Genomic DNA, 23,744 nt, shown 5'->3' on the forward strand with positions numbered 1-23,744 from the left:
GAAACGCTCCGAGACCTCGTTCATCGGAGCGACGATCTCCGTCACAGAACCCAGAAAACCCACGACGGGATTGAAACCGTGGCGGTTCTATCGCTACGGTTCGGACGACGAGGTCACAGAACCCAGAAAACCCACGACGGGATTGAAACATATCTTGACCCGTCGAGGCGACCGCGGTCGAGAGGGGTCACAGAACCCAGAAAACCCACGACGGGATTGAAACGTCGGCATCAAGCAGTTCGAAACGCTCGACGGTCGGTCACAGAACCCAGAAAACCCACGACGGGATTGAAACACGGTGACGGCGACGGGTGGCGAGGCGGCGAGTGCGTCACAGAACCCAGAAAACCCACGACGGGATTGAAACTAGTAGGGTTTTCTACAAGCCAGTTGAGGTGTGTAGGTCACAGAACCCAGAAAACCCACGACGGGATTGAAACTTCTTCCCGGTTTCCGAGTTCACCACGTCCGACTCGTCACAGAACCCAGAAAACCCACGACGGGATTGAAACAGTTCGTCCTTGAAGAACTCCCGTAACTCCATGAGCTTCGTCACAGAACCCAGAAAACCCACGACGGGATTGAAACGATGGGAGCGAGTATCTGATTGACCAAGAACCCGTCACAGAACCCAGAAAACCCACGACGGGATTGAAACTTCTTTGAGGGCTTTCGCGCCCGCGTCGGTCGTATGGTCACAGAACCCAGAAAACCCACGACGGGATTGAAACTCTACTCCGAACTCCTCGAAGATGGCGTCTCGCCATGTCACAGAACCCAGAAAACCCACGACGGGATTGAAACACGGACACGTCGGCTATCTACGTCCGCGCGACCAGCGGTCACAGAACCCAGAAAACCCACGATAGGATTGAAACTACCGGGACTGCAACCTGCTCGCCATCGCGTACGCTGTGTCGGCCGCAGAACCCAGAAAACCCATGGTGGAATTGGAACGGGGTTGTTGAGGATTTCGGCCCCTTTTCACTTTTTCTCGGCCGCATCATGACTAACCAATGACTGCAGCCGCAGGATAGTAGTCATTGGTTAGTCACATACCGTATTTGCACCCCTTTCATTCGACGAGATACTGGTAGCTGTTCCAAACGTGCCTCCGTCAGGTTGAGACGTGCATCTACCCTCCTCGCATAGGTCCCTCGTCTGAAATGCCGTCTTCCACTGAAAACGCGCATAACGACTTCCGCATCCTCGACGCGCTCACAGACTCTTCCTTCTGTTGCATCACGACACGCCAGTACAATCCTCCTCAGGTGTGTTTTGCCCCGGCCACAGACGTTGTTGGCGGTCATTTCCCTAGCCCACCCCGTCCGTATCTACCGCTGGACACCGCTGGAACTGACACACGCACAAGTAACCGTCCGGTGTCACCGCCACGAGGAGCCACTGTCGAGGGTGGGCTACATGTCGTGGCGGATCCTGTTCGCGTTTGACCGTGGTGGTTCGTGGGGGAGATATGTCCCTCTCGGGGCTTCTTTTGGCCCGGCCATCCTGTTATCCGGCCACCTCGTCTGTTGCCGGGCCACCGGTCTCGCCGAGCGATGGTTCACCGGGCAGGTCAGCCTCCTCAGTTAACACCACGACGTTCTCTTTGTAGGTCAAGCCGTCTGTGGTGCGTTTTTTCTGCGTCGTGATAAGTCGGTGCTTGCTCAACTCGGTCATCGCGTCAAGCGTCCGCCGCGCCAATTCTTGCGCGTAATTCTTCGAGACGCCCTCCTCGTTCGCGCGAATCCAGTCCGCAAGATCGGACGACTTCAGGTAGACACGCCAGCCGCTACTCCCGCTGGTCCAGAGGTTGTATCGCCCCGGGTCGTCACGCTCCCGCCACGCCTTCGCGGCTAGCTCGTCGGGCTTGCGGTTAGTAACGCTCGCGAGCATTTCATCGTCGTAGCGAGCGAGTCGCTGGATCGGCAGCAAGTCGGCCGTCGAGCGCGCAACTGCACCGCCACGGTCGAGCGCATCCTCCTCGCCGGGAAGGCGGGCATACTGGTTGCCATTGTCTTTCGTGATGCGTTCGACGCGTTCACCGTCTACGTCCAGAAGTTCGTCCATGATGTTTGGTTCGACGTTGTCATACTGGAGGTGGGCGCTCTTCTCTAACTCGCGGGATTGCAGTTCCGCGATCATTGAGCGCGTCCCGTTCGCCTTCGCTTCGAGCGCGCTCAGGCGTGCGTCGTGTTCTGTGGTGACCGTTTCCTCCCGTTCTGCAAGTCGAGATTCAGCCTTGCGTCGAGCGTCGCGTTCGTTGGCTAGTTCGTCTCGGAGGTCCTCAACCTCGCGTTCGAGGTCGGCGATGCGTTCGTGGAGGTCTGCAGTTGCTTGTTGGATTCGCTGTTCGACGAGTTCGTCGAGCTGGTCGTTGGTTGGAGTCTGCGATTCGTCGGTGGGGATGTCTGTCGTCATGGGTTCTCGGGAGTGTGAGTTGGGTGGTTCGGTGGCGATACCGCTAGGCGTGCATGCGCGCGAACGGACGAACTAAGGGGCGGCTGGGCTACCCGCGGGACCGCCCACGGAGACACTCAGTCGGCAGACTCGCAGGGAGTTCCGCCTCGGGAACGTCGATATCGAGCGACGTAGCACTCCGCACAAACAACTGCGTCAGAAGACTTCGGCCCTCCTCGGTGAGGTCGCAGGTGAATCCCCGCGCGTCGTCAGGGTGGTCGCGCTTGGTGAGGAAGCCTCGCTCGACGAGTTCGTTGAGTCGCGGATAGAACTGGCCGCCCTCGGTATTCGTCTGGCCGAGTGCTTCGAGTTCCTCCATGACATCCGTCCCAACCGGAGTGTCGTTCGCTTGGTTCGCGCGGTAGGTCGCCAGCAAGAGATCGCGTTTATAGCTCGTGAGGTCGGCCGCTGTCGTCGCGATTGAGCGAGACGGCTTCATCGACTCTCACCTCCCGTGCGAGCAGTAGGTCCGCCGGGGAGTGTGCAACCACAGGGTTGGACCGTATGCTGGCTCGGGCTATCGGCAGTGATCGCGGCAATCTTCGAATTACAACACGGACACTCACCATCTTCCAGCGTCGTCGTGGTACTCATTGGCTGGTCACCTCCTCGTTCGCCCGGCGGATCCGCTGGCAGAACTGACACGGCGCGTACCGCTGTGCTTGGGCTTCGGCGCGCGGGAGTTCTTCGAGTTTCTTGTGATCGACCGGGCAAAGTGGGTTGTCGTTCTCGTTGGTTTCGTGGTAGGCGTACGACCGCTGGCCGGTCGAGCGAATAACCAGCACCGTTTCCTGTGCTGGATAGCGGTCGTTGTTGATTCGCGCATCGAGATCTTCCCGCGTCGGGTTATCCACCGTCTCCGGGTCCGGACAGGTGTGACTAGAGAGTTGAATCGTTGGTGTGCCACAATTGTCGCACACGTCGAACGTCTCGGGAATCGCGTCCGAGAGATCCGGGCCAACCTCCTCGATAGCGTGCGTCATGACTCGCCCTCCCGTTCGGTCACGTCGGCGTTCGTCTGCTCCGGAACAGATTCCGTCTCCTCGGTTGCATCTACATGGTCTGGGTCGATTTGGTCCGGAGCAGATTCGATTTCGAGTTCGACGCCGGTCTGTCGTGCGCGCCGACGGGCGAACGCTTCCAGCAGGGTACGTGTTCGGTCGGTGGTCGCGTACTCGTTGGTGCGGTCGTCCTTCTTGCCCTTCCGGAGGAGACCGCGCTTGATGAGCTGGTCGAGATTCTGGTAGAGTCGAGAATGATTGAGATCATCGTCGTGTTGTTCATCGAGGTAGGCCTTGATGGCGAGACCCTTCGGCGGGGTGTCATTGTCGCGTTCCAGTGCGCGGACCGCATACAGGAGGTCGCGCTCGAACGCTCGGAGATCGCCAACCGACGCAGAGGTGTCCGCGGTCATTTCTGGATACCTCGCGTCGTGTGGGTGGTTGGTAGACTATCCGCTGGTCGTGCGGGACATTCAAGTCCCGTGTAGCGTAATGCTTGCATAGCTTCCGTACTGCCTTACGGAGGCTCACGCGGACCCGCTGGCACAACAGCGGGGTCCGCTTTCTGTAGAGACCCATCGGCGAGCGACGGGTCCGCGATTTTGTCTCCGTAAGAAGTTCCTCTAAACGCCAACCATTTAGTTCTAACTCATTGAGCTGTTGTCTGTAGCTAACAGAATAGTTGTTTACTGTCTGTATACCGGGGTGACTATAGCATTAGACCGGAGAAAAGCGGTCAAATGCGCCGACCTCGGGTGTCGTGGATGACGAACGCAGACGACTACATCTTAGAGTTTCTTCTCAATGAGGGAAACAAAGAGATTGTCGCCACGCCATCCGTAATTGCCGAAAACATCGATTTCAATTCGGGATACGTCCGACAACGTATCTCGAAGCTCCTTGATGCAGGGTTAATCGAATACCATAGTGAACCACAAGGAATGTACCAAATCACGCAGAAAGGCCGTGACTACTTAGCTGGTGACCTCGACGTGACCGACCTCGAAGATGAGTAAAATGCATATTTAGTTCTCTTAGATGAAGAAGAATGGCTACCTAATTCTTAAATTTATCTAAGAGAAAGATATCATGCTCTCACTCGGTCCACTACATTACAATCTTGAGCAAGAAGGCTTCACTATCGGAATTCAACTGTCCGTGGAAGAATCAAGAAACTCAAATCTGCTGGACTCATCCAAGACGAAGCAGAAAACGGCACACAGTGCTATTACCGACAAGGGCCGCGCGTACCTCGCGGGCAATCTCGACCTAAAAAACTGGAAGATTCAAAAGACGATAACTAACCTCTGCATTTGATTGTCTTAGCGGTTGGTGGTTTGGAGGGCGTTGGTTTCTTCCAGTTTGTCGGCTTGTTCGTGGAGTTCTGTAAGGGGAAGGTTGGGTTCGAAGTGCGAGGTTTCATTCATGTCTGGGAAGGGGTAGGTGCAGAGGATTTCTGGCTGGTCCTCTGTCGATTCGAGTGTCGAGTGTGTCGATGGTGACCGAATTTCGTAGCGCCATTGTCGAAGTTGTTCAATGGCTTCAACAACAGCCGTCGGTGATTCATCGACGTGCTGAGCGACCTCCGAGAGAGTATAGCGGGTGTTGCAATGTGATGCGTTGCTGAAGAACGAAAGCACACGCATTCGTGGTGTTTCATCAAGATTGGAGAACTCAACTTGAGAGCTGTAGTCACTCCGCGTTGTCGAGTAGTGGCCAACAACATCGACAAACTTCTCATAGTTCGTCCGGTGCGCAACATCGCTTGCGATGATTGACCAAAGATAGTAGATGTCGTTTACTGCAACTTGAGACGCTGAGAGATGAATTTTTGAAACATCGATGACCGGGAGCAGTCCATTACTCGAAGCTAGCTCAAGAATAACGTCTCCGCCAGAATGATTTGAATCGATACGCTCTACATCAACCTGTAGCGTTGTTCGCTCGACTGTAGTTGTTGCCGTGTAGATACGCGGCCAGTCTTCTTCAGAAATTCCACTGGCTTCCGGTGAAGTTGTTCTCGTAAAGAAGCCGTCAAACCCGTACGTAGTGGTTCGTCGAGATGATTGGGTTTGGTCGTCAACATCACTCTCGCTAAACTCTTCAAGTCCCCGCTGCTCACTTTTTCTCGCTTGATTCGGATCCCATAATCCTAACTCTTGAAGCCGCTGCCGTGCTTTTCGCTGATACTCCTCGCTACTTGTTCGTTTACGAGAGCGGAAATTCAACTCGTAATCATCTGGCATCGGAGTTGGTACTTCCAATTCTTGCTCGGGTTGCCAGTCGAACAGTTGTGCGGCAATCGCTTTTGCAAGAACTTCAGCTAGTCGTGGCGGAACAGAATTCCCGATCTGCTTCACTACTTGGGGGTATCCTCCCTCAATCTGATAGTCGTCGGGGAATGATTGCAGTCGCTTGAGTTCTGCCTCTGTGAATTTCCGATTGTCCCAATGGAATGGGCCTGAAGCAGCTCCCGGCTGTGCTTTCAGGGTTCGGACAGGGCTATTTGGATCGGCTTTATAGAGATAATCTGAAAAGCGGGAACGCCATGCAAAAACCGGGTCGGGATGACCGAGTTTCTCCGTGTAGAACGAGTAGTTTAGCCCCGGTGGAATTTCGTCGAGAAGATGCGCATGTTTCGAGGTGATCTCGTATGTGCTGTCTTCATCAGCACTCTCTACATCAAGATCTGCAAGAACATCGCCTGCTGTTAACTGGGATGGGCCACCTTGTGAGTCTGGTCCGTGTGTTGGTCGTGGGAACAAGAATTCGCGATTGATATCATCTCGAATGCCTACGATGAATGTCCGCTCTCGGTGCTGGGGAACTCCGTAATCTGCTGCATCTAGTGTACGGGGTTTTACTGTGTAGCCAGCCTGTTCAAAGGCATTCTTGATTGGAAGCCAGTCTTCCTCGTTGGCCGTAATTCCGTACACGTTCTCAAAGAGGAAACCCTCGGGTTGCCATTCTGATATGAGATCACAGTAGGCTTCAAAGAGTTGTCCGTCTTCGCTATCGGTTCCTTCTGTTCCGCCTGTTCGACGCGCAGCAGCAGAAAATGGCTGGCATGGCGGCCCTCCAATCACGAAGTCAACGTCTTCAACCCCGTTTAAATGTTCCAAATTGTAGTCTGCTGTTTCGCCTGCCTGAACTGCGTTTGCAAACTCTACAATGTCTTCGTTAACTATATCAGAGTTTTGATTAATATGGTTGCCTTTGTTTGCTCGAAGTGTTTCGATTGCAACGTCGTTAAGATCTAGATGGAAGTTGATATCAAAAATCTGTGTTTCGTTGAACCCAAGGTCGAGTCCGCCTGCGCCTGAGAAGAGACTCGCAACCTGTACTGTCTTCGTCATTCTAACTCACCCTGCCAAGTCATTCTGATATCGAATTTCTCGCGTACTATCGAGGTTAAAGGTTTCCGTTTGTAAGTATCTACTTGCGCTATCCGTCGTTTTTGCTGATTGGCAGGTGGTAGAACTGTGGCAATTGGCGACTGGTGTAGCATGCTACACCGTATATGGTGTAGATTTATGTAGCTTGGGGAGAAAGTAGAGGGTAGAATATCATGATTGAGATTACGTGCGACGGCTGTGACAGTTCCCCGGAATTGGATACGGTGGAGAACACTGAGGAGCAGGTGTCTCTGGCATTTTCGTGTCCGAATTGCCAGAGCGAAGGGAAGGTCCACTTTGAGCAGGGTGGAAATCAGCTTCGTCTTGATACTGATCTTCGTATCACCCATTCGCTTATTGGACAAATAGAAGTTACACCAGATACGTAAGTAGAACGGTTGTGGTCTTTAGTTTTTCCGAGTATCATTAGATACGCCTATAACGTTCCAACTGTCAGCACCGTAGTGCATGGAGCTATATGAAGAGGGAAACAACCGAACTCGACTTTTCTTTCCGGCTAAAATGCGAGATGCATACTCCCTGACCGAAGCCGAGAATCTAAAGATACTCGTTCAATGTAGAGATAGCGAACCGATTGTTGTCCTTGAACCGCTATCAGACGATGAGTCGCTTCAAAACAGCGAGACAGGTCTTGTTCGTTCGCTCACAGTAAATGCAAATAATCAAGTAGCAGTTAGTTTCCCACGCCAGCTTGCACAATCTATTGGATTCATGGGGACAGAATTAACCATAGAACGCGATGATAACTGTATGATTCTCAAACCGGCCGAATGACCAGTTAGAGCCGGTGTTGAGTTACGAGTTCGCCCAGTTCACTCGCCCATTCTTGCGTCGGCTCGTCGATAGGTGCTTGATCTCGGCGTTGCTGGCAAATCGTTTCGGCATAAGCTTCTAACCAGTCTGACGGTGGCACCATGCGATTGTTTAACTTATTCAGCCGCTCCCGGCAAAAGGTGTCGAATGAGACGATTTCAACGTCTACATCAAACTCGGCCTCTACCTTCGATATTTGCTCTTGAATTCGGGAATCAAGCTCCGGCTCCGAGCTAGTAATAAACCCAACAATTTCAGCCTCTTGATGACTGTTGAGTTTCCCTCGAATCTCCTTTAACTCCTGAAGCAAGTGGGTTTTCCCGTACTTTGCGTCCCATGCACGCTTAATGTGGAACTCATTGTCGGGACTTACGACCTCGATATCCGCTATGTTTCCGTGTTTCTTGTCAGCGGACCGCATTTGCGTCAGTTGTTTCAACTCGCCGTCAAGTAATCCGTTGTTCGCAAGCACTTGATAGAGGCTATGGAGTGCAATCTCGTAAATCCGAGCTGCATGCCGTGATGAGGAGATGTGTGAGTTAATGATTGACTGTACTGTTTCGGCAGAGGGGTTCCTTTCGGTAAGTTCTGCGACGTTCTCAAGGGTCTGCTCGTGGATTTCCTGTGCCCGCTCGCCACGATTTGTAAGTCCTAGGAGGAGGTATTTGAGTGCATTCTCTGCGTCAAGACCACCCTCTTGTTCAACTGCCTCAACAATTTTCCCCCATTCAGCTTGTGCGCCACGAATATTCGCTTTATAGAACTGTGAATATGGATAGTTTTCAGCAAGCGACCGGGTCATCATCACACCGTCTTTGTTTACTCGGAGTAGATCGTTCGCTCGAAGCGCCGGTGCGATAAAATCGCTATCGATGCTTCTCATGGACAACCCTTCTTCCCATCCGAAGTGAGCGCTACTTTTACTTCCTTTATGCAGACGGATACTTTGCTCTGGAGCAATCGATTTAATGGTTAACTGACCAACAAGTAATCCGGCGACAGCACGTCCACGCTCACTTGTAATCGCGTCAACTACCTCGTCCAAGAGTGCTACATGGGTAGAGTCCATTTCCTCCGTATCAAGGTCGAGCGCAGAGTCAACGTTCGTAACCTTCTGGATTAAGTCCCTGAGAAAGCCATCTTCTAATTCACTACGGATATGTTGATATCTCTGTCGTGCAGCTTCTGTCTGTGTTCCTTCTTTGTACTCGATTTTATCTCCGTTTTCGTCAACAATTACAACACGGTCATCATAGACTCGCATATGGGGCTGTTCCCCCGACGACTCGTCATCCCGGTCCCAGTTAGTCATTCAGCAGATGATTTTATTCAGATTCAATAAAGCCAGTGGATTCGCTGTCGTTTAATATACTCCACAGGGGAATTCTGTTATAGCGCGAAGATACTCCCAAGGATCAAAATTAATCCAGCTAACATAACTATCGTTGATCGTTTGACCATTCGCTTTCGATCACGCCACGGCAGAACACAGCTAAACCCAGCAAACGCAATTAAAATTCCTCCATTCAAAATAAGAGTCAGTCGAGCAGCTTCCTCAAAACCACGAACGGAGAGGATCACTTGCGTTGTCGAAATAGCAACTGTGATAAGACCAGCAAAAAATCCCAAGAACTGTAGAATGCGTGTTTGGAATTCTCGCGTCTCTGTTTCCAGATCATCCTGTAGTGAATCAAGCTGAGACACCACCTCCTGTGATTTTTTCTCAAATGTTTGCTTTTGCTCGGTGAACTCAACCTTTGACAGAGCAAGCTGATAATCGCGAACCAAGCCCTTATGCGACTCGCGAGTTCGATTTAGATTCTCGATACCTTCTCGAATACAATTCTTCGCTGCCTCCGTGTTTCCATCTTGTGCAAGAATTCGACCCCGTACATGGAGATACGGAGAGTACTCAGGATGGTCGCCAAGAGCAGAGCGCGAAGCCTTTTCCGCTAAATCAAGCAACTCCTCTCGTTGACTTGGAATCTCCCGGTTTGAGCCAGTGTACGTACCTCCGTTTTCAAGAATCACCGCGATGATTTTGCTCACGAGATATTCAAACTCTGGACTAGAATCTTCCTCTCGAATCTGCCAAACATCCTCAAGAGCCCTGTTTACTCTTCGCTCTTGTCCAGACTCAGAACGAAGCTCAGCATGTAGATAGCGAAACAAATCCCAATCACCAAACTGTTCTTTATGCTCCTTGATGACTTCGATTGCTTCTTTCGTTTCCCCTAGCTGCTGATGGAGTTTCGCCAGACAAAACAAAGCAGTAAACTGTATCTTCACTACTTCATCACGATCTAATCCTTCGGTCGATGGTGGATCCGTAAGAACTGACTTTAATATCTCCTCATAGTATTCTTCCGAGGATAATATCCGGCTCGCCAGTTTTTCAGCTAATCGAGTTAAGTAGTAATTATAGTGAACCTGATCACCATCGAATTTTCGATTTATCTTTCGCAGTAACTCCCAGATCGCGTCTTCTCTATCGACTGGTTGGCGGAATTGCGGGGAGTCCTCCAACTCTGAATGAACTTCCATATCCAAGATAAAAATCAACCTTACTTCTTGTTATTGATATCTATATCTTATAGTAATATAACTGAAACAATTACCGGATAGACAGCAGCTTCCTATGTCTCGCTTCCTTCCTCGGGTAAGCTGTACTCCTCTACCTCGACACCTGTCAGCACCAACTGCGTCGTCTGCGAAGAGGCCACTTGCATCACGCCGAGGAACGCGGTGGCCACAACCTCGACTGTCCCGAGCGTGGGCGTTTCGAGCGTCCCGCCGTTACACTCCCGACAATAGACCCGCGGGAGGTTCCACTGGTCGTGCCCGGCGGTGCGATACGCGTACACGGTCACACAGTGGCCGTCATGCAGGTCCCGACCGCAACAGCAACACGTGCCTCTCGCACCTTCCAACCCGACCTGCAGTCCGGTCAATACCTGCTCGACGTCAGTCTCGACGCACACGGTCTCGGACTCCGACTGGGCGAACGCCATCTAGCGACACCTCCAACAGACGACGCCCTCACCACTCGTCTGACCGCCGCACTCGGGACAGTCGGCAACATTAAGCTCTAGTTCCGTGCGCTGGGCTTGTTCTTCGGCGCGCTCCATACGCTCGCACTCACGGCAGATCCGGTGAGGAGTCGCGCATCCGCATTTCCGACACCCCATACTTACTCCTCCGAATGGTCCGCAGATAGTTCGCTGGCGATACGCTTTTCTTGCGCTAGTGGTAACTCGAACATGGCTTTCACGCTGGTTGCAGAAAGCCGTGGTCTCGGGTGTTGTCGCACCCGCGGACCGTTCTTCCGAAAAGAAGAACACGTCCGTGTAGCCCCGGCTTTCCTAACTATAATTATGCATGTATCTAACTTAAACCTACTGGAAGAAAAACACAAGATAGAGCGCCCACACCGCGAGAAAACACTCATTTCACACCACCAGAATTGTACTTAAACTGCACTCTACAGTCCGCCCCGGACCGGAGTATGTCGAGCTAACCAATGAAGGCCGTTTTCCGTTCGGCATCATTGGTTAGTGAAATCGAGACAGATAGAATATATCTTGAAGTCCTCGAAAACGCGTCAGCTGTCACGATTTTCCCGTGCCCGAGGAGGTGTACATACCTCTCAGAATATCTCGTCGGTCATCGACGCCCTCCGCAGCTTCCCTAACTCGGTGTACCGATGCGCTTGCGGGTACTCCTCGCGGAAGGAATCGCTGGCAACTCGTAGTCATTTAGGGCGTGCCCGCCGACTTCTATGGGGACTACACTGATGGCGACCACGATGACGTCGCGTCGATTTGGGGCATCTCCCGCGGTGGTGTGGACACGTACGGCGACAAGATGAAAGTAAGAGGGTAGCTGTTGGGAAACTGTTACCAATGAGTGTATTATAATAGGTACGCAGTGAACCGGAGCGCGACTGTAATGTCTCGACGACGTGTTCTGTCGGCAGTTGCAGGAATGACTGGTATCGCTGGCTGCTCAATGAGTACCGACCGAGCGTCCTCTCCGACACTGCCATCCATACGTATAAGCCTGATTGAATTGCAAAATCGCCACGACAGTGAACACGTCGCCTCAGTAGTACTTCAGCAAGGAACCGATTTGCTATTCTGGAACGAGCTTCAGGTAAAGGCAGGAGGCGGAAATGAGATGCAGGTCGATTGCGTCGAAGAAAAGCGGTGGGAGAAGCCCGGTCAGTATTATATCCGGGTTCGGCTCGACAATCAGTCCTCATGGAGTGAGCTTCGCACTGCGAAACAGGCTCAGGAACATGCTTACAAAGACGGTGATTTCATGAACGTCATTATTTACATCTCACAATCGGGAGAGCAAACCTTTAGAACGTATAATGAGAACGTTGACTGTGGTCCACCGCAGTAAAGATAGTGGGTGACGGATATCGGCACGGGTCGCTGTTCCTCCGAACTTTCCGAAGCGCGTACTACAGGCTGAGCAAGGCGAGTGCCTCGGGGCTTGATCCCGAAGCGGTTCACAAGAGATTGTCTATCGATACAATAAGCAAATCTAGAATAGACAAATACAGATTAGGCTATTCTAGAATTGGTTATTCGGTGCGTTTATGCCAGTATCTGACCATCCCATAGTATGGACCAGTTCGTGAACCGAGAGAACGAACTTGCACGTCTTCAAGACTGTTACGAGTCGGACGATGCGGAGATGGTCGTCATCTTCGGTCGCCGTCGCCTCGGTAAAACTGAACTCGTGAGACAGTCGCTCGCTAACCGCGCCAACGTCGTCATGTACCAAGCGACCGAAACCACGAACCAAGTACATCTCGACGAGTTCGTCGACCTCGCTTCCGAGTCGTTCCCCGGCGTGAACAGAATCAAACCCGAGTGGGAGTCGCTCCTCGGTTATCTCGCCGAACAGGATGCCGTCATCGTACTGGACGAGTTCCCATACCTCATCGATGCCGACGACAGTCTGCCGTCAGTTATTCAGCGACTGTGGGACCACGAACTACAGGATACCGCGGCGACACTCATACTGGTCGGTTCATCAATTAGTATGATGGAAGAGGCCACACTCCTCGGAAACAGTCCGTTGTACGGCCGGTTTACCGAGAAACTCGACCTGCAACAGTTCGACTTCGGCGCTGCGAAGGAGTTCTTCCCTGCGTCGTACACACCAGAAGAACAAATATTCGCGTGGGGTGTCTTCGGTGGCACACCGTACTATTTGGACGGGGCCGAGCTTGACCACGACCTCGGAACGGTTATTCAACAGGCCCTCCTCACCCAGCAGGGATTCCTGCACAACGAACCCGAGTACGTCCTCCGCACCGAACTCACCGAACCGAATCGATACTTTGCGATTCTGAAAGCAATCGCCGCCGGGAATGCCACATCGAACGAAATTGCGCAAATGGTCGGCATTGATGGGAAGCAAATTTCGACGTACACGAAGAAACTAGAACGGCTTCGGTTGGTCGAGCGCGAAGTACCGGTCACCGAAGACAAGACGAAGTCGCGGCGAGGACGGTACCGGATTCTCGACCCGCTGTTCCGCTTCTGGTTCCGGTTCGTCTACGGTAACGAGGATCGGTACGACAGACTGAATGATCACGCCTACGAGGCCGTTATCGAACCAGAAATGGCCGACTTCGTTAGTCACGAGTTCGAAACACTCTGTCAAGACGCACTACCCAAGCTGTATCCCGACGAGGTGTTCACAGATATTGGCCGCTGGTGGTACAAGGAACACGAAGTGGACGTCGTCGGTCTCACCGTCGATGGAACGATGGTAACTGGCGAGTGTAAGTTTACGAATAGCCCGCTTGATTATAATGCGCTTGCCTCGCTCGAAGAACACACGCAGGAAATTCGCTGGTCGCCTGATAGCAGTGATGTGACCCGAAAGTACGCCCTTTTCGCCCGAAATGGCTTCACACAGTCAGTTCGAGACGCAACAACCGAACGCGACGATCTGCGACTATTCGATCTCGAAGAAATCGTGGGTAGGTTTTGATCCTCGACTACTTCGTCCAGCTTCGAGACGACGCGCCCGCGAGCGTAGTCGACGAGGCCGACGAAGGTCCGTTCCGCGCTGTCGGTGAGTCGCCAATCCCACTCGTCACTCATCGTCCGTCGCACCGTCGTCTTATCGGGCGGAGTATCGGATTCGGACATGGCTGTGTGTTGAATTTGTGTAGCAATGACGATTACGCCGAGTGAAGCGTTCACTCGCCTCCGACCGTTGACCTCCTCCTGCGCCTGAAGACGGAGATATGCGCTATCGGTCTGTATCATCGAGTCGCGAGGAACCCGCTGAGTTTGACGTGATCGTCGGAGAGGTCTCGAAACGGTCATACGACCGCACGGTTGGCCGCGCTCGTCGACTCCGTCTAATAGCATAGTAGCCTACATTGGTTGGACGATTCGGCTCCGTCTCTTGAGTCATGGTCGGGCGTTATACGGTTGTGGGAGTGAATGCGTGCAGTCGGCCGTCTCCGTATCTGCCAGCGACGAATAGTTGCCCGTTCATGGCTGATGCTTTCGAGAATCCTTCACAGAGGCGTGTGAACCGCCATTGTTCAGTCCCTGCTCCATCGATACCGTAGAGCGTGCTGATGCTGTCGTTGACATCCTTCTCACCGGTCTGGCGCACGAAATTCGCACACAAACTCCCGTCTGCGATAGATACTGTTCGGAGGCGACCCGGACGCGATAACCGCCACTGTTCCGTTCCATCCGCTGCGTGTAGCGCGTAGAGAGACCCACCGTCGCCACGTGCGTAGACTGTCGACCTATCGGTAACTGGATCACCGTAGACTCCCGCTGTCTTCCAACGCACGTCACCGGTCGCTGGGTCAAGTCCGTATGTGAAATTTCGGGTACTCGTGATGAGGGTACCCCCCGCGATCTGTGGTCCCTCCCCCATCCGTGTCGCAGTCGCCTTCGGTTCAAACGTCCATTTCTCCGCCCCATCCGAGAGGTCTAGCGCGAAGAGACCAGTCTGCTCAGTCTGGACGTACAGCGTGTCTTCGTAAACGAGTGGAGACGCTACAACCGGGTCATGCTTAGCTATATCACGCTTCCAACGGAGGGATCCATTCCCAGTGCCAAACGCAAACAGATCTTCCGCAAACTTCGAATCAGTATGACTCGTCGGAAGACTACTGTTCGGCAAGTATACCGTCCCCTCCTCAACCGTCGGGCTTGCCTGAATAGTTCCCGCGTCGCCCCACTCACGACGCCACATCTCCTCGCCCGTTTCGATGTCGTAGACGAAAAGTGTCTCGTAGTCGGTGGCGTATACGTGTCCGTCTGCGGTGGTCGGGGCGAGCCAGCCTGATTGGGGGTGTTGTTTCTGCCATCGCTGTGTACCGTCGGTGGTATCGAGGGTAGCGAGTCCGTTGGTTGAGCTTGTTGCAAAGACCCATTCTCCTGTATTGTCGATGGCGGGCTGTGGAATCCGTTTCCCGAGCGGAATATACCAGTCCAGAGAGATGCCGGTCGTTCGGAGTTCCGGAGGGAGGTCTGATTGGTCGGCCGTCGTTGGGTTCGTGACTGGCTGCTGGCTTGAATTCGAGTCGCTTGAAAGACAGCCTGCTCCGGTGGTCCCAGCGAGAAGAGCAGTTGATGTGAGGAGATCCCGACGCGATAGTGACACAATTCTAACTTAGCGAGTTATCGTATAAGCTTTCAGGTTCGTACGTGATCCCTGCTTCGCGTCGGTCTCGCCGTCAATCATGAGCAGTATATTCAAATGGGAAGCGAAACCCTTCTTCGATATGGTTACCCGCCGCCAGACCCTCCAAGCTATCAGCACAACAGCCCTCCCAGCACTTGCAGGCTGTACAACCGATATTCTCGACTCCGGCAAGTCCCAAACAAGGTACACGCTTAACATCGAACCAATCGAAGTCTCCCCGGTCGAACACGCCCTCTTCGACCCCGACGATGACGCCCTCTTTGGCAACCCAGCGCAGACCGCGCTCGCCGCCATTCTCCCCGACGGCCGACACACGACGTACGGATACGAACCACTGCCCGATGACGCCTACGTTGAATACGAAGGGAGCTACTATCAGACCACGAACCTCGTTACCGGTCGCAAGCAGATGGAACGCACTCTAATCCGGGCTGAACCACTCCCAGACAAAGCTGACGTTCCCAACGACGCGATACTAGTAGACGAACTCAACCGACCGGCCGCGAGGGTCGTCAAGATCCTCCACAGCAACGCAGTTACTGGCGGTGAAGGGAATAGCGCGGAATTGCTCCGCGAGGACGCCTACGTCTTACGCCGCCCCGTCGAGCGGGAGAGTCGTCTTGCGACGGGCGAGTTAGACGGTCGCATCGTGACGATGACTGACGGTGGAAACTGGGCCTATCGACTTCATGTAACTCACAAGCGCATCACCGAGACAGCTCACACGACGCTAGCCATCGAAGTGGCTAATTCTCACTCACAGTTCCGAGACGTTGTTTTCGGGTCGCGTATCGACGTCGAACTCACGCCCGAGAATCTCTCGGCGGACGTTCGGAACCTGCTTGAGGACGCCGTCCGGCGAGAAACCTACGAGGAGACCGTGCCGCTCCCCGAGACGTTTGAAGCGTTACTGACGGCGCTCGGTTTGAAGGCCGTCGATACGGCGGTTACTGGGAAATTGCTGTGGTATGATGGTGAACTCTACCGTTGTGCGCTGTACGTCAACGACAGTTCTTAATTCCGCCTTCATTAGATGCCACCTGAACACCACAGTATCTCCAGTCATCTTATCGCCGGATTCATCGTACGCACCTCTATGGTGGTTTGGGTGACAAGAATAGCTTGAGGACACCGTCTAGTTTTCTTCTTCAACTGACGTGTGTTCATCGAGGGCTTGATGCGCCGCGTTTAGGGTTTCTGATTATACTCTGTTGCACTAATTATATTAATTAAAAGTCTGTGACGAATTCATTTTCGGAGTCAAGTCCTGAGGTACTCCCTTGCTTATCTGTAGACGGCAAGATCTCACGAACAATTCACTATAGAAAACCGGTTCCTTTATTATAACCACATTTACATTTGTCCGTATTGAACGGTACCCCCCGAACCGATTTCCCGTCAACGGCTGGTGAGTATCAATGAGCCCCGATCAATCAAGCCACTCCACTTCGTCTTTAGCATCCAAGAAGCCACCTCGAAGCCCGCCAACGAAGCGAGCATCACTCGTTGGTAGCGTTGTAGGGGTATGTATCGGCCTGAGTTCACATTTTCTATTACTGGATTATTCTATAGTATCCATTACCATTTGTCTCCTATACTCCATCGGGGTTACGCTCATGATCGACTACGTCAGTATCCTCCGACAGACCCCCTACGATGGCGGGAGTTGGTGGACGATTGCCTTCGGTGGGACCACTGGACTCGTTATGATGGTTGTACAGCTGGTCTACCGGCCGATTGTTCCAGATGAGATCGCAGTAAAGCGCGTCCTCCCTGAGGGAGTGCGGACCATTCCATTTAATTTCATCCTTATCCTGTGGCTTCTCATGTTCGGTGTCGCGTTAGTCTCACTGACATACGGAATCGGAATGGCAGTAACGGACATGTCCGAAGGATAAGGTCGTGTTCACGGGTATCATAATTACCCTCGTTCGGCCGGAGGAGACTAGACTGAGGTGGTCAAGCGTTTGGGTACCACCGTTCGCCGTTGATATACATTTTCGCCAATCTGTCTAATTCCCATCGCGTAAAGCCAGTATGCATTTTAATACATATTGTTACATACTACTAAGTGATATGTGGTCATAACTTCACTCAATGGACATCGGGACCGCGTTACGAGCCACCCCACTGCTATTCAACGAAGGTGCAGACCGACTCCGAGACGACCTCGCGCCACACATCACCGCCGCAGTTGAACAGACAGCCCACGACCACGCCGACGCACTCGCAGCCGACATCCCCAAGACAACACAGTCAGCACACTTACCACCATTCGTTGACGACAAAGAACTACCACCCGAGGAGACAGGCGTCTTTGTCATTACTGTACTCTTATATGAGGTTCTTGAATCGGAAACATTAGAGTCGCAACTTGACAACTTCGAGACGCTCGGCGAGTCAATTGCAACCGACCTTATCGCAGATGAACTCGAAGAACACGCGGACGAATCTCTCTCGCTTGACTATACTGCGGTCGCGGCTGACTTCTGTCGGTACCTCGAACGTGAACTCAGTAGCGACCCGGACCTATCCCGGAAACACATCATTCGACTACTGCAGCAACTCCTCGAGCGAGCTAGCGGCGATAGTCAGTTCGACGTGTTCACCGAACAAGGGTTCGATTGGATTGACGATGCCTATATTCGGAACCGTACGGTGGACCCCGAGTACTGCTGGCGGCGGGCGTTCACGTTCTCCGAACTCAATGAAGGGTACGCGATTGACCGGGATTGGCCGGGCGAGGAGTACACGACAGTCACCGACCGGCTACTCGCAGATCTCGCTGATGGCGGTGGGACGGTGCTGGTGAGTCCGCCCGGCGCTGGCAAAACGACGACCACTAGAGCGACGGCCATCGAATGGTATAATCGACATCCAGACGGAGTTATCCTCTACCATAAAGGCGGTGACCCAATCACCGATCCTGACCGGCTAATCGCCGCAATTCAGCAACTCGCTGCGGACATGCCGGTGCTGGTGGTTGTCGAAGATGCTGCTCGCCAGAGTGTCGTCCCTTTCTATGAGGTTCTTGATGCGTTGGAGCCAGCCGACAACGTGTGTTTTCTGTTGAACTCGCGGGAGCGCGAATGGAAGCAGTTCGACGACCATGCAAAACACCATGACGCGTTCGACACTGATAGTCAGAACTACCAAGACGTCCTTACAACGCGAACCCGGTATCCCACACGGCGTGATCTCTCGGCACTCACGGAGTCTGAAATCGAACAGTTCATTGATCAGTTTGAATCGGTGGCTGACCGACGGGTAGAGGCGAACCCCGATGAGTTAGTTGGCCAGATTCACACCCAGCATGGCGCAAGTCCGATGCTCCTGCTGTCTTATCACCTCCCAATCGGTGGTGTCGAAGCGATGCCCGACGACGAAGCATCGGCACTCGAAGCCAACGTCGCTGAAACGTTCACCCACATCACAACGCAGGATGCCAGTGACTACGACGAGGTATCGGACGCTAAGTTGTTCGAACACGTGAGCTTGCTCGCCAACCTCTTGAACGCCGCCGAAATCCCGGTCCACCGAGAACTCCTATATGTTATCGGCGACGATGAGGAAACCTTCCGAGCAATCGATGAGATACGGACCGCGCTTGACAGCTGGTTGTTTTTCGGCATGGACTCCGACGACCAGCCTCTGACTCACCATCCTGTCTGGTCGGAACTGTACCTCCAACACTACCTCGATACGGCGACGGTCGAGAGCATCGCACGCGATCAGTTTGAGAGCGTCTTGAACGCGTTGTTTCGGTTCCTCGAAGATGCCGACCGACGCGAAGCAATCGAACGCTATCTTGGTCGGCCAACTCAACGGCTTCGCGCACACAACAACCATTCTGAAACGCTATCAAATTGGTTCGTTCGCGCAGTCTTCGAGATTGGGGAAGCTCGCCCGCGACTCACTCCGCTATTTGGAACGATGGAGTACTCCGGTCTCTCACTTCCGGATAACTGTTCGCAGACAGCTACCGCGAACTGTACGCTCTCCCGGTATCAGATGCACCGCAAACAAGGCCATCCCGACATCGCGACCCAAGAACTGGAAGCCTTTCGAGATCTCTCAGCTAGTGGGAGTGAGGGTGAAGCCGACTCGATTTATTATAATGCGAAAGGAAACTTGGCGCATGTCGTAGGTGATTTTGCGACCGCCCGTGACTACCTCGAACGGAGCCTCGCCATCGAGCGGAAACTCAATAATCATGCGGGTGTAGCAAGAAGTCTTGGAAATCTTGGAAATATTGCTCGCGACCAAGGCGATTTTGAGGCGGCTCGAGAGTACTACGAGCAGAGTCTTACAATCCAACGTGACCTCGGTAACCGTGCGGGTGTAGCAAGAGGTCTCGGTAATCTTGCTCTCGTCGCCCGAAATCAAGGTGACCTTGAGGAGGCTCGTGACTATCATAAGCAAAGTCTATCGATCGAACGTGACCTTGGTAACCGTGCGGGTGAAGCAAAGAATCTCGGTAATCTTGGGCTTGTGGCTTTTGAGCGGGGTGATCTTGAGAAGGCACGTGACTACCACGAACAAAGTCTCACGATCAAGCGTGATCTCGGTAATCGTGCGAGTGAAGCAAAGAGCCTCAGTAATCTCGGGAATGTCGCTTTTAAGCAGGATGATTTCGAGGCGGCTCGAGAGTACTACCAGCAGAGTCTCACAATTGAGCGAAACCTCGGTAACCGTGCTGGCGTAGCGAGGACTCTCAATAATCTCGCGGGTGTCGCTACGAAGGAGGGCGATTACGAGGCGGGTCGTGATTATTACGAGCAGAGCCTTGCGATCAGTCGTGATCTTGATGATCGTGCGAGCGAGGCACGAAGTCTTAGTAATCTTGGGATTATTGCAGAAAAACAAGATGACTTTGAGGGGGCGGTGGAGTATCTTGAAGAGGGATATGCTATTTTCCGGGAGCTTGGCGCAGTCCGTATGGAACTGCAGACCATTTCGAATCTAATTCATACGTATCTGCGGGCGGAGAACGAGGATGCGGCGCTAGAGTGGTGTCGGAAAGGGATCGAACGCTGTGATTCGATTGACCTACCGGTCGAAGAGCGGGCCTATAAGTTCCGCCGTAACCGTGCCCAGTTAGTTGAGACACCCGAACGCACGTTCGAACTATACAATTACGCGTTGGATACGATTCTTGACGATAACGCCAGTCAGGCGGTTCAATTACTCCAAGCGATCTGGGAGCGCCGCGACACATTTGAGCCAGATGACGATATTTACCCAGTCATTCTTGGCGCGGGTGTTGGCGTTGCCGCACATCTTGTATCGGTCGATACGGATAGCGATATAGACCCGGAAGACGTACTTGAAGAGATTGAACCGGACGACGACCAGCTGGCGGAAGCGGCCCGCGTTCTCTACGAGTATCTGCACACAGAGACTGTCGAGACAGCGCCAGCGGAATTCATCAAGCAAGCACGGGAACTCGTTGAGCAAAGACGGGAAGTGGACGAAGAGGAGTTCGGTCTCGACGAATTAGAAGCACTTGCATATGCGAAGCTATTACAGGCGGTGCAGGCAGTCGTTTAATTGAAGCTTCTTGAAAGGCGCTCTCGTTCTTGTTGGATTTCTGTAGATGGGGGTGGAATACCCTCTACGCTCAACAAAGTGCTTACATGTAGTAGATACATCAAGAATACACGTTGTATTAGCAGACTCAGGTCCATCTCCGCCAGTGGAAATCTGTGCCCTATTGGTCACTCATCGGTGTTGCCACAGAGCGTGTTGCAGAGGCTCTTATAGACGTGAACGATACCGTGGTAGAGGCTGGTGCGGGCGCGGTCTGAGGCAAAAATGACGCCGAGAAGTCCGACAAGGAGTGCGCTGACACCGAGTATCAGGTCGCGGTGACGGTCGAAGAGGCATTCGGGGGAGCAGTAGACGGTTATTCGCGAGATGTCTTGATCTATGGGCGTGATTCCGGTGAGGTCTGCGGGACCATACTTAGCGCGAACAAGGTAGGTTCCGGTTTTCGAGATGTTCGTGATCACAGTATACTGGGCTACGTCGGTCGGTTGCAGTCCGTTATCATAGCTGTAGATGACGTTGCCGTCTTCCATTCCGTCAACTCCCTCGTCGCGTTTCGGCTTGCCGTCACACTCCTCGGTCTCGCTACGCCCGATTCGCCGGACCCCAATCGAGTTATCGTTCACGATACAGTCGTCTGGCCCGAATAAATACAGCATCGTGGGCGAATCGCCAGCATGCCAGACGCCAAGAATATCCGACACCGTCCGGTTCGAGTGATTCACAACGCAAATCGTCAATGTCTGTTCGGTGCCCGCGTCGATTCGGCGCTCGTCGGGAAACACATGTACGGTGATGTCCGGTGGCGTCGTTGGTGTATCATTACGTACGGCCGTATCGTCCGCTATCGGACGCTTACACGACGAGTGCAGTTCTGGCGTGGCTTGCGACTGGCTTGTGTGTGGCGTAGCTGTCCCAGCGAGTACCACAACGAGAAAAATAGCTATGAGTATTTTGCATCGTGTCATTTGTTCCCACGACCCAGACTAAACCGACGCCCCAACCCTTCTAAAATCTAACTACTACCGAGAACGACTAACCGATCAAGCTACTAATGAGGGGATTCACCGGCCTCCGTATTGGTTGTGGTCCTACGCTACTCCGCATCAACGAATACCGGTCGCTTTCTATTTGATTTGGCAGAACTCGATTTCGGTGTTGTAGGGATTGTCGTCGTGCCAGACGACGCGCTTCCCGCCTTGCTTGACGTTCACGAATCCGAACCGGTCCGCATCACCTTCCGTGTTCATCTTCCCATTCACGAAACTGGCGACCTCGCTGGCGGTCCAGACGCCCTTGTACGTGTCCGTCTCACGCATGAACTGCATGAGACAAGTGTCCTTCCGGACGTAGAGACCGTCGATGTCAGCGGTATCCTCGCCACTATAGATACCGTACGTGGTGACGGACGCCGTATCTGGGTCTGCTGGACGGTTCACTGCGAACGCGACGTTACAGTCGCCGCAGTGACGGAGTTCGATGAGTGGGTCCGGTACGTCCGTCACTCGCCCGTGAGACTCCTCGGCGTTGTCCTGCTCGAAGCCGGTGGCGGTCTTCCCGCAGTGGGGGCAATCCCGGTCTGTGGTGACGGTCATGCCTTCTTCGCCGCCTACGAGTTCGGAAAGGACTGGGTTCTCGCCGACGATAATGTGGTCGTAGGGGATGCGGTCTTCCTCACTCGGCGGTGCGCCCTTCTCGTCGGGAATATCGGCGGCCCACGCGACATCGCCCTCGTCTGGGGCACCGAGAACGAGGGGGCTGTCGGCCTCGTTGAATTCGACTGTCGGGAGTTCAAGTAGCTTCTGGAGGTAGTGGTCTTGGACGTGGGCGACGTGGTAGGTCTCTCTCTCGATGACTACCTCTTGGCCGGGCACCGCGTCGAGTAGTGCCTCACGGATAGCCTCAGGAGTACTACCGGCCGTTTGCGGTTCTGTGGTCGGTGATTCCGTCGTTACTTCCTCAGTAGTCGTGGACTGAGATGCCGTGTCGAATCGGTCTTCTCCGAGACGGGCCTGATGCCCCATTGTTGCATCTAGATAATCGGGAGGCTATTTCATAAGCTTTTCTATTCTATTTAGGTACAACAGTGAGTTGATGCTACAGGACGGACATCCCAACGACACGGTCTCGATAAGAGCTAAACCACTTCGACACTCTCGGTCAATTCGAGCTGGCAGGTGTCCTGCGTAGGTGTCTGAGTCTCTTCTGTCGCTTCCTCTAACCGCTCCAGATAGTGCCAGTACTCGTTCTGAAACACGGTCGTCGTATCGGCAGAATCGAACCCCGTTTGATATGCCCAGACAAGGCCGTCCTCACCACCGGGATTCCCAACGTGAACCTGGAGTCCCTCGTCATGGGCGCGGGCGACGATTTCCGGGCCATGCGCTCGCTTCCACCGCTTGCTTCCTCCGACGAAGATACCGTCCGCGAGCATATCCGTGGCGAACTCGAATAGTTCGTCTATCGACAGACCGGGCTGAAAGGCGACGTAGCGGTTAAAATCCTGCCGTCGCGGGAGGAGGGGCGCATCACGATGGAATAGGCTTTCGCACAGTTCGCGGGTGGCCTCGGCGTCTCCGTGGACATCGGGCCAGACGATGAAATCTGGCCACCGAGGCATCTCCGTCTTCGCCTTTTCGAGCGTATCAAGCCACTCGTCCATATCGAACTTGCCGCTATACGCGCCGTTATCTACGAAATAGGGAACGTCGTGAGGCGTCATTTTCTGCGGGGTCCATCCCGCGCCGTGGACGTGCGACGGTGCGTGTTCACGGGTCTTCCGTAGGTTCTCCGGCGAAGCCCTAGT

Annotated in this window: 18 protein-coding genes and 1 CRISPR repeat array (1 of these 19 cut by a window edge); of the genes, 6 read left to right on the top strand and 12 right to left on the bottom strand. The window is 53.4% G+C overall.

Annotated features, from left to right (window positions below; all coding sequences use genetic code 11):
* Nucleotides 1-957: direct repeats of the CRISPR family, unit length 37 nt; unit sequence GTCACAGAACCCAGAAAACCCACGACGGGATTGAAAC (it extends 467 nt beyond the left edge of the window).
* 555 nt (nucleotides 958-1,512) lie between these two features.
* The 4 genes from EPL00_RS21555 to EPL00_RS21570 all read right to left on the bottom strand — a co-directional run bounded on the left by EPL00_RS21555 (nucleotide 1,513) and on the right by EPL00_RS21570 (nucleotide 3,874).
* Nucleotides 1,513-2,421, bottom strand: coding sequence for a hypothetical protein (locus EPL00_RS21555; RefSeq protein ID WP_135855260.1), 909 nt, complete (start codon nucleotides 2,419-2,421; stop codon nucleotides 1,513-1,515).
* 88 nt (nucleotides 2,422-2,509) lie between these two features.
* Nucleotides 2,510-2,899 carry a helix-turn-helix domain-containing protein gene (locus EPL00_RS21560; protein WP_135855261.1) on the bottom strand — a complete coding sequence of 130 codons (390 nt, stop codon included), beginning with the start codon at nucleotides 2,897-2,899 and terminating at the stop codon, nucleotides 2,510-2,512.
* A 151-nt stretch (nucleotides 2,900-3,050) separates the two neighbouring features.
* Nucleotides 3,051-3,443 (bottom strand): hypothetical protein, encoded by a 393-nt coding sequence (locus EPL00_RS21565; RefSeq protein WP_135855262.1) that lies wholly within the window; start codon nucleotides 3,441-3,443, stop codon nucleotides 3,051-3,053.
* Nucleotides 3,440-3,874 carry a helix-turn-helix transcriptional regulator gene (locus EPL00_RS21570; protein ID WP_135855263.1) on the bottom strand — a complete coding sequence of 145 codons (435 nt, stop codon included), beginning with the start codon at nucleotides 3,872-3,874 and terminating at the stop codon, nucleotides 3,440-3,442. Before EPL00_RS21570 ends, EPL00_RS21565 begins: the two co-directional genes overlap by 4 nt.
* Before the next feature lie 351 nt (nucleotides 3,875-4,225).
* On the opposite strand from EPL00_RS21570, the gene EPL00_RS21575 reads away from it, so the two are divergent.
* Complete coding sequence (locus EPL00_RS21575; protein ID WP_135855264.1) at nucleotides 4,226-4,477, top strand: helix-turn-helix domain-containing protein; 252 nt, start codon at nucleotides 4,226-4,228, stop codon at nucleotides 4,475-4,477.
* Between the two features lie 306 nt (nucleotides 4,478-4,783).
* On the opposite strand, the gene EPL00_RS21580 is transcribed toward EPL00_RS21575, so the two are convergent.
* Complete coding sequence (locus EPL00_RS21580) at nucleotides 4,784-6,817, bottom strand: DNA cytosine methyltransferase (RefSeq protein WP_135855265.1); 2,034 nt, start codon at nucleotides 6,815-6,817, stop codon at nucleotides 4,784-4,786.
* Between the two features lie 507 nt (nucleotides 6,818-7,324).
* Here EPL00_RS21580 and EPL00_RS21585 point away from each other — a divergent pair.
* Nucleotides 7,325-7,651 carry a hypothetical protein gene (locus tag EPL00_RS21585; RefSeq protein ID WP_135855266.1) on the top strand — a complete coding sequence of 109 codons (327 nt, stop codon included), beginning with the start codon at nucleotides 7,325-7,327 and terminating at the stop codon, nucleotides 7,649-7,651.
* Between the two features lie 4 nt (nucleotides 7,652-7,655).
* Here EPL00_RS21585 and EPL00_RS21590 read toward each other — a convergent pair whose 3' ends face one another.
* From EPL00_RS21590 to EPL00_RS21600, 3 genes are all read right to left on the bottom strand, one after another.
* Nucleotides 7,656-9,002, bottom strand: coding sequence for a DNA methyltransferase (locus EPL00_RS21590; protein WP_135855267.1), 1,347 nt, complete (start codon nucleotides 9,000-9,002; stop codon nucleotides 7,656-7,658).
* Nucleotides 9,003-9,079: 77 nt separating this feature from the next.
* Nucleotides 9,080-10,234, bottom strand: coding sequence for a tetratricopeptide repeat protein (locus tag EPL00_RS21595; RefSeq protein WP_135855268.1), 1,155 nt, complete (start codon nucleotides 10,232-10,234; stop codon nucleotides 9,080-9,082).
* Between the two features lie 92 nt (nucleotides 10,235-10,326).
* The gene (locus tag EPL00_RS21600; protein ID WP_135855269.1) at nucleotides 10,327-10,701 is read right to left on the bottom strand and encodes a hypothetical protein; all 375 of its coding nucleotides are present in this window, start codon (nucleotides 10,699-10,701) and stop codon (nucleotides 10,327-10,329) included.
* Between the two features lie 1,621 nt (nucleotides 10,702-12,322).
* Here EPL00_RS21600 and EPL00_RS21605 point away from each other — a divergent pair.
* Nucleotides 12,323-13,705, top strand: a complete 1,383-nt coding sequence (locus EPL00_RS21605; RefSeq protein WP_135855270.1) for an ATP-binding protein — start codon at nucleotides 12,323-12,325, stop codon at nucleotides 13,703-13,705.
* Nucleotides 13,706-14,146: 441 nt separating this feature from the next.
* Here the strand turns inward: EPL00_RS21605 and EPL00_RS21610 are convergent, their stop codons facing one another.
* Nucleotides 14,147-15,349: an outer membrane protein assembly factor BamB family protein gene (locus EPL00_RS21610; protein ID WP_162224301.1), complete on the bottom strand. Its 1,203-nt coding sequence runs from the start codon at nucleotides 15,347-15,349 to the stop codon at nucleotides 14,147-14,149.
* A gap of 79 nt (nucleotides 15,350-15,428) precedes the next feature.
* Here EPL00_RS21610 and EPL00_RS21615 point away from each other — a divergent pair, with 79 nt between their 5' ends.
* The 3 genes from EPL00_RS21615 to EPL00_RS21625 all read left to right on the top strand — a co-directional run bounded on the left by EPL00_RS21615 (nucleotide 15,429) and on the right by EPL00_RS21625 (nucleotide 20,941).
* Nucleotides 15,429-16,409, top strand: coding sequence for a hypothetical protein (locus tag EPL00_RS21615; RefSeq protein ID WP_202932738.1), 981 nt, complete (start codon nucleotides 15,429-15,431; stop codon nucleotides 16,407-16,409).
* A 598-nt stretch (nucleotides 16,410-17,007) separates the two neighbouring features.
* Nucleotides 17,008-17,289 (top strand): hypothetical protein, encoded by a 282-nt coding sequence (locus EPL00_RS21620; RefSeq protein WP_135855272.1) that lies wholly within the window; start codon nucleotides 17,008-17,010, stop codon nucleotides 17,287-17,289.
* Nucleotides 17,290-17,488: 199 nt separating this feature from the next.
* Nucleotides 17,489-20,941, top strand: coding sequence for a tetratricopeptide repeat protein (locus EPL00_RS21625; RefSeq protein WP_135855273.1), 3,453 nt, complete (start codon nucleotides 17,489-17,491; stop codon nucleotides 20,939-20,941).
* A gap of 167 nt (nucleotides 20,942-21,108) precedes the next feature.
* Here EPL00_RS21625 and EPL00_RS21630 read toward each other — a convergent pair whose 3' ends face one another.
* From EPL00_RS21630 to EPL00_RS21640, 3 genes are all read right to left on the bottom strand, one after another.
* Nucleotides 21,109-21,723, bottom strand: coding sequence for a hypothetical protein (locus tag EPL00_RS21630; RefSeq protein WP_135855274.1), 615 nt, complete (start codon nucleotides 21,721-21,723; stop codon nucleotides 21,109-21,111).
* A gap of 342 nt (nucleotides 21,724-22,065) precedes the next feature.
* Entirely contained in the window at nucleotides 22,066-22,812 is a 747-nt protein-coding gene (locus EPL00_RS21635; protein ID WP_135855275.1) for a hypothetical protein, read from the bottom strand.
* Between the two features lie 263 nt (nucleotides 22,813-23,075).
* A complete protein-coding gene (locus tag EPL00_RS21640) occupies nucleotides 23,076-23,660 on the bottom strand; it encodes a hypothetical protein (protein ID WP_202932739.1) in 585 nt (194 codons plus the stop codon).
* Nucleotides 23,661-23,744 lie beyond the last annotated feature (84 nt).

Origin of the sequence: Halorussus salinus, from assembly GCF_004765815.2 — an archaeon.
Classification (GTDB): Archaea; Halobacteriota; Halobacteria; order Halobacteriales; family Haladaptataceae; genus Halorussus; species Halorussus salinus.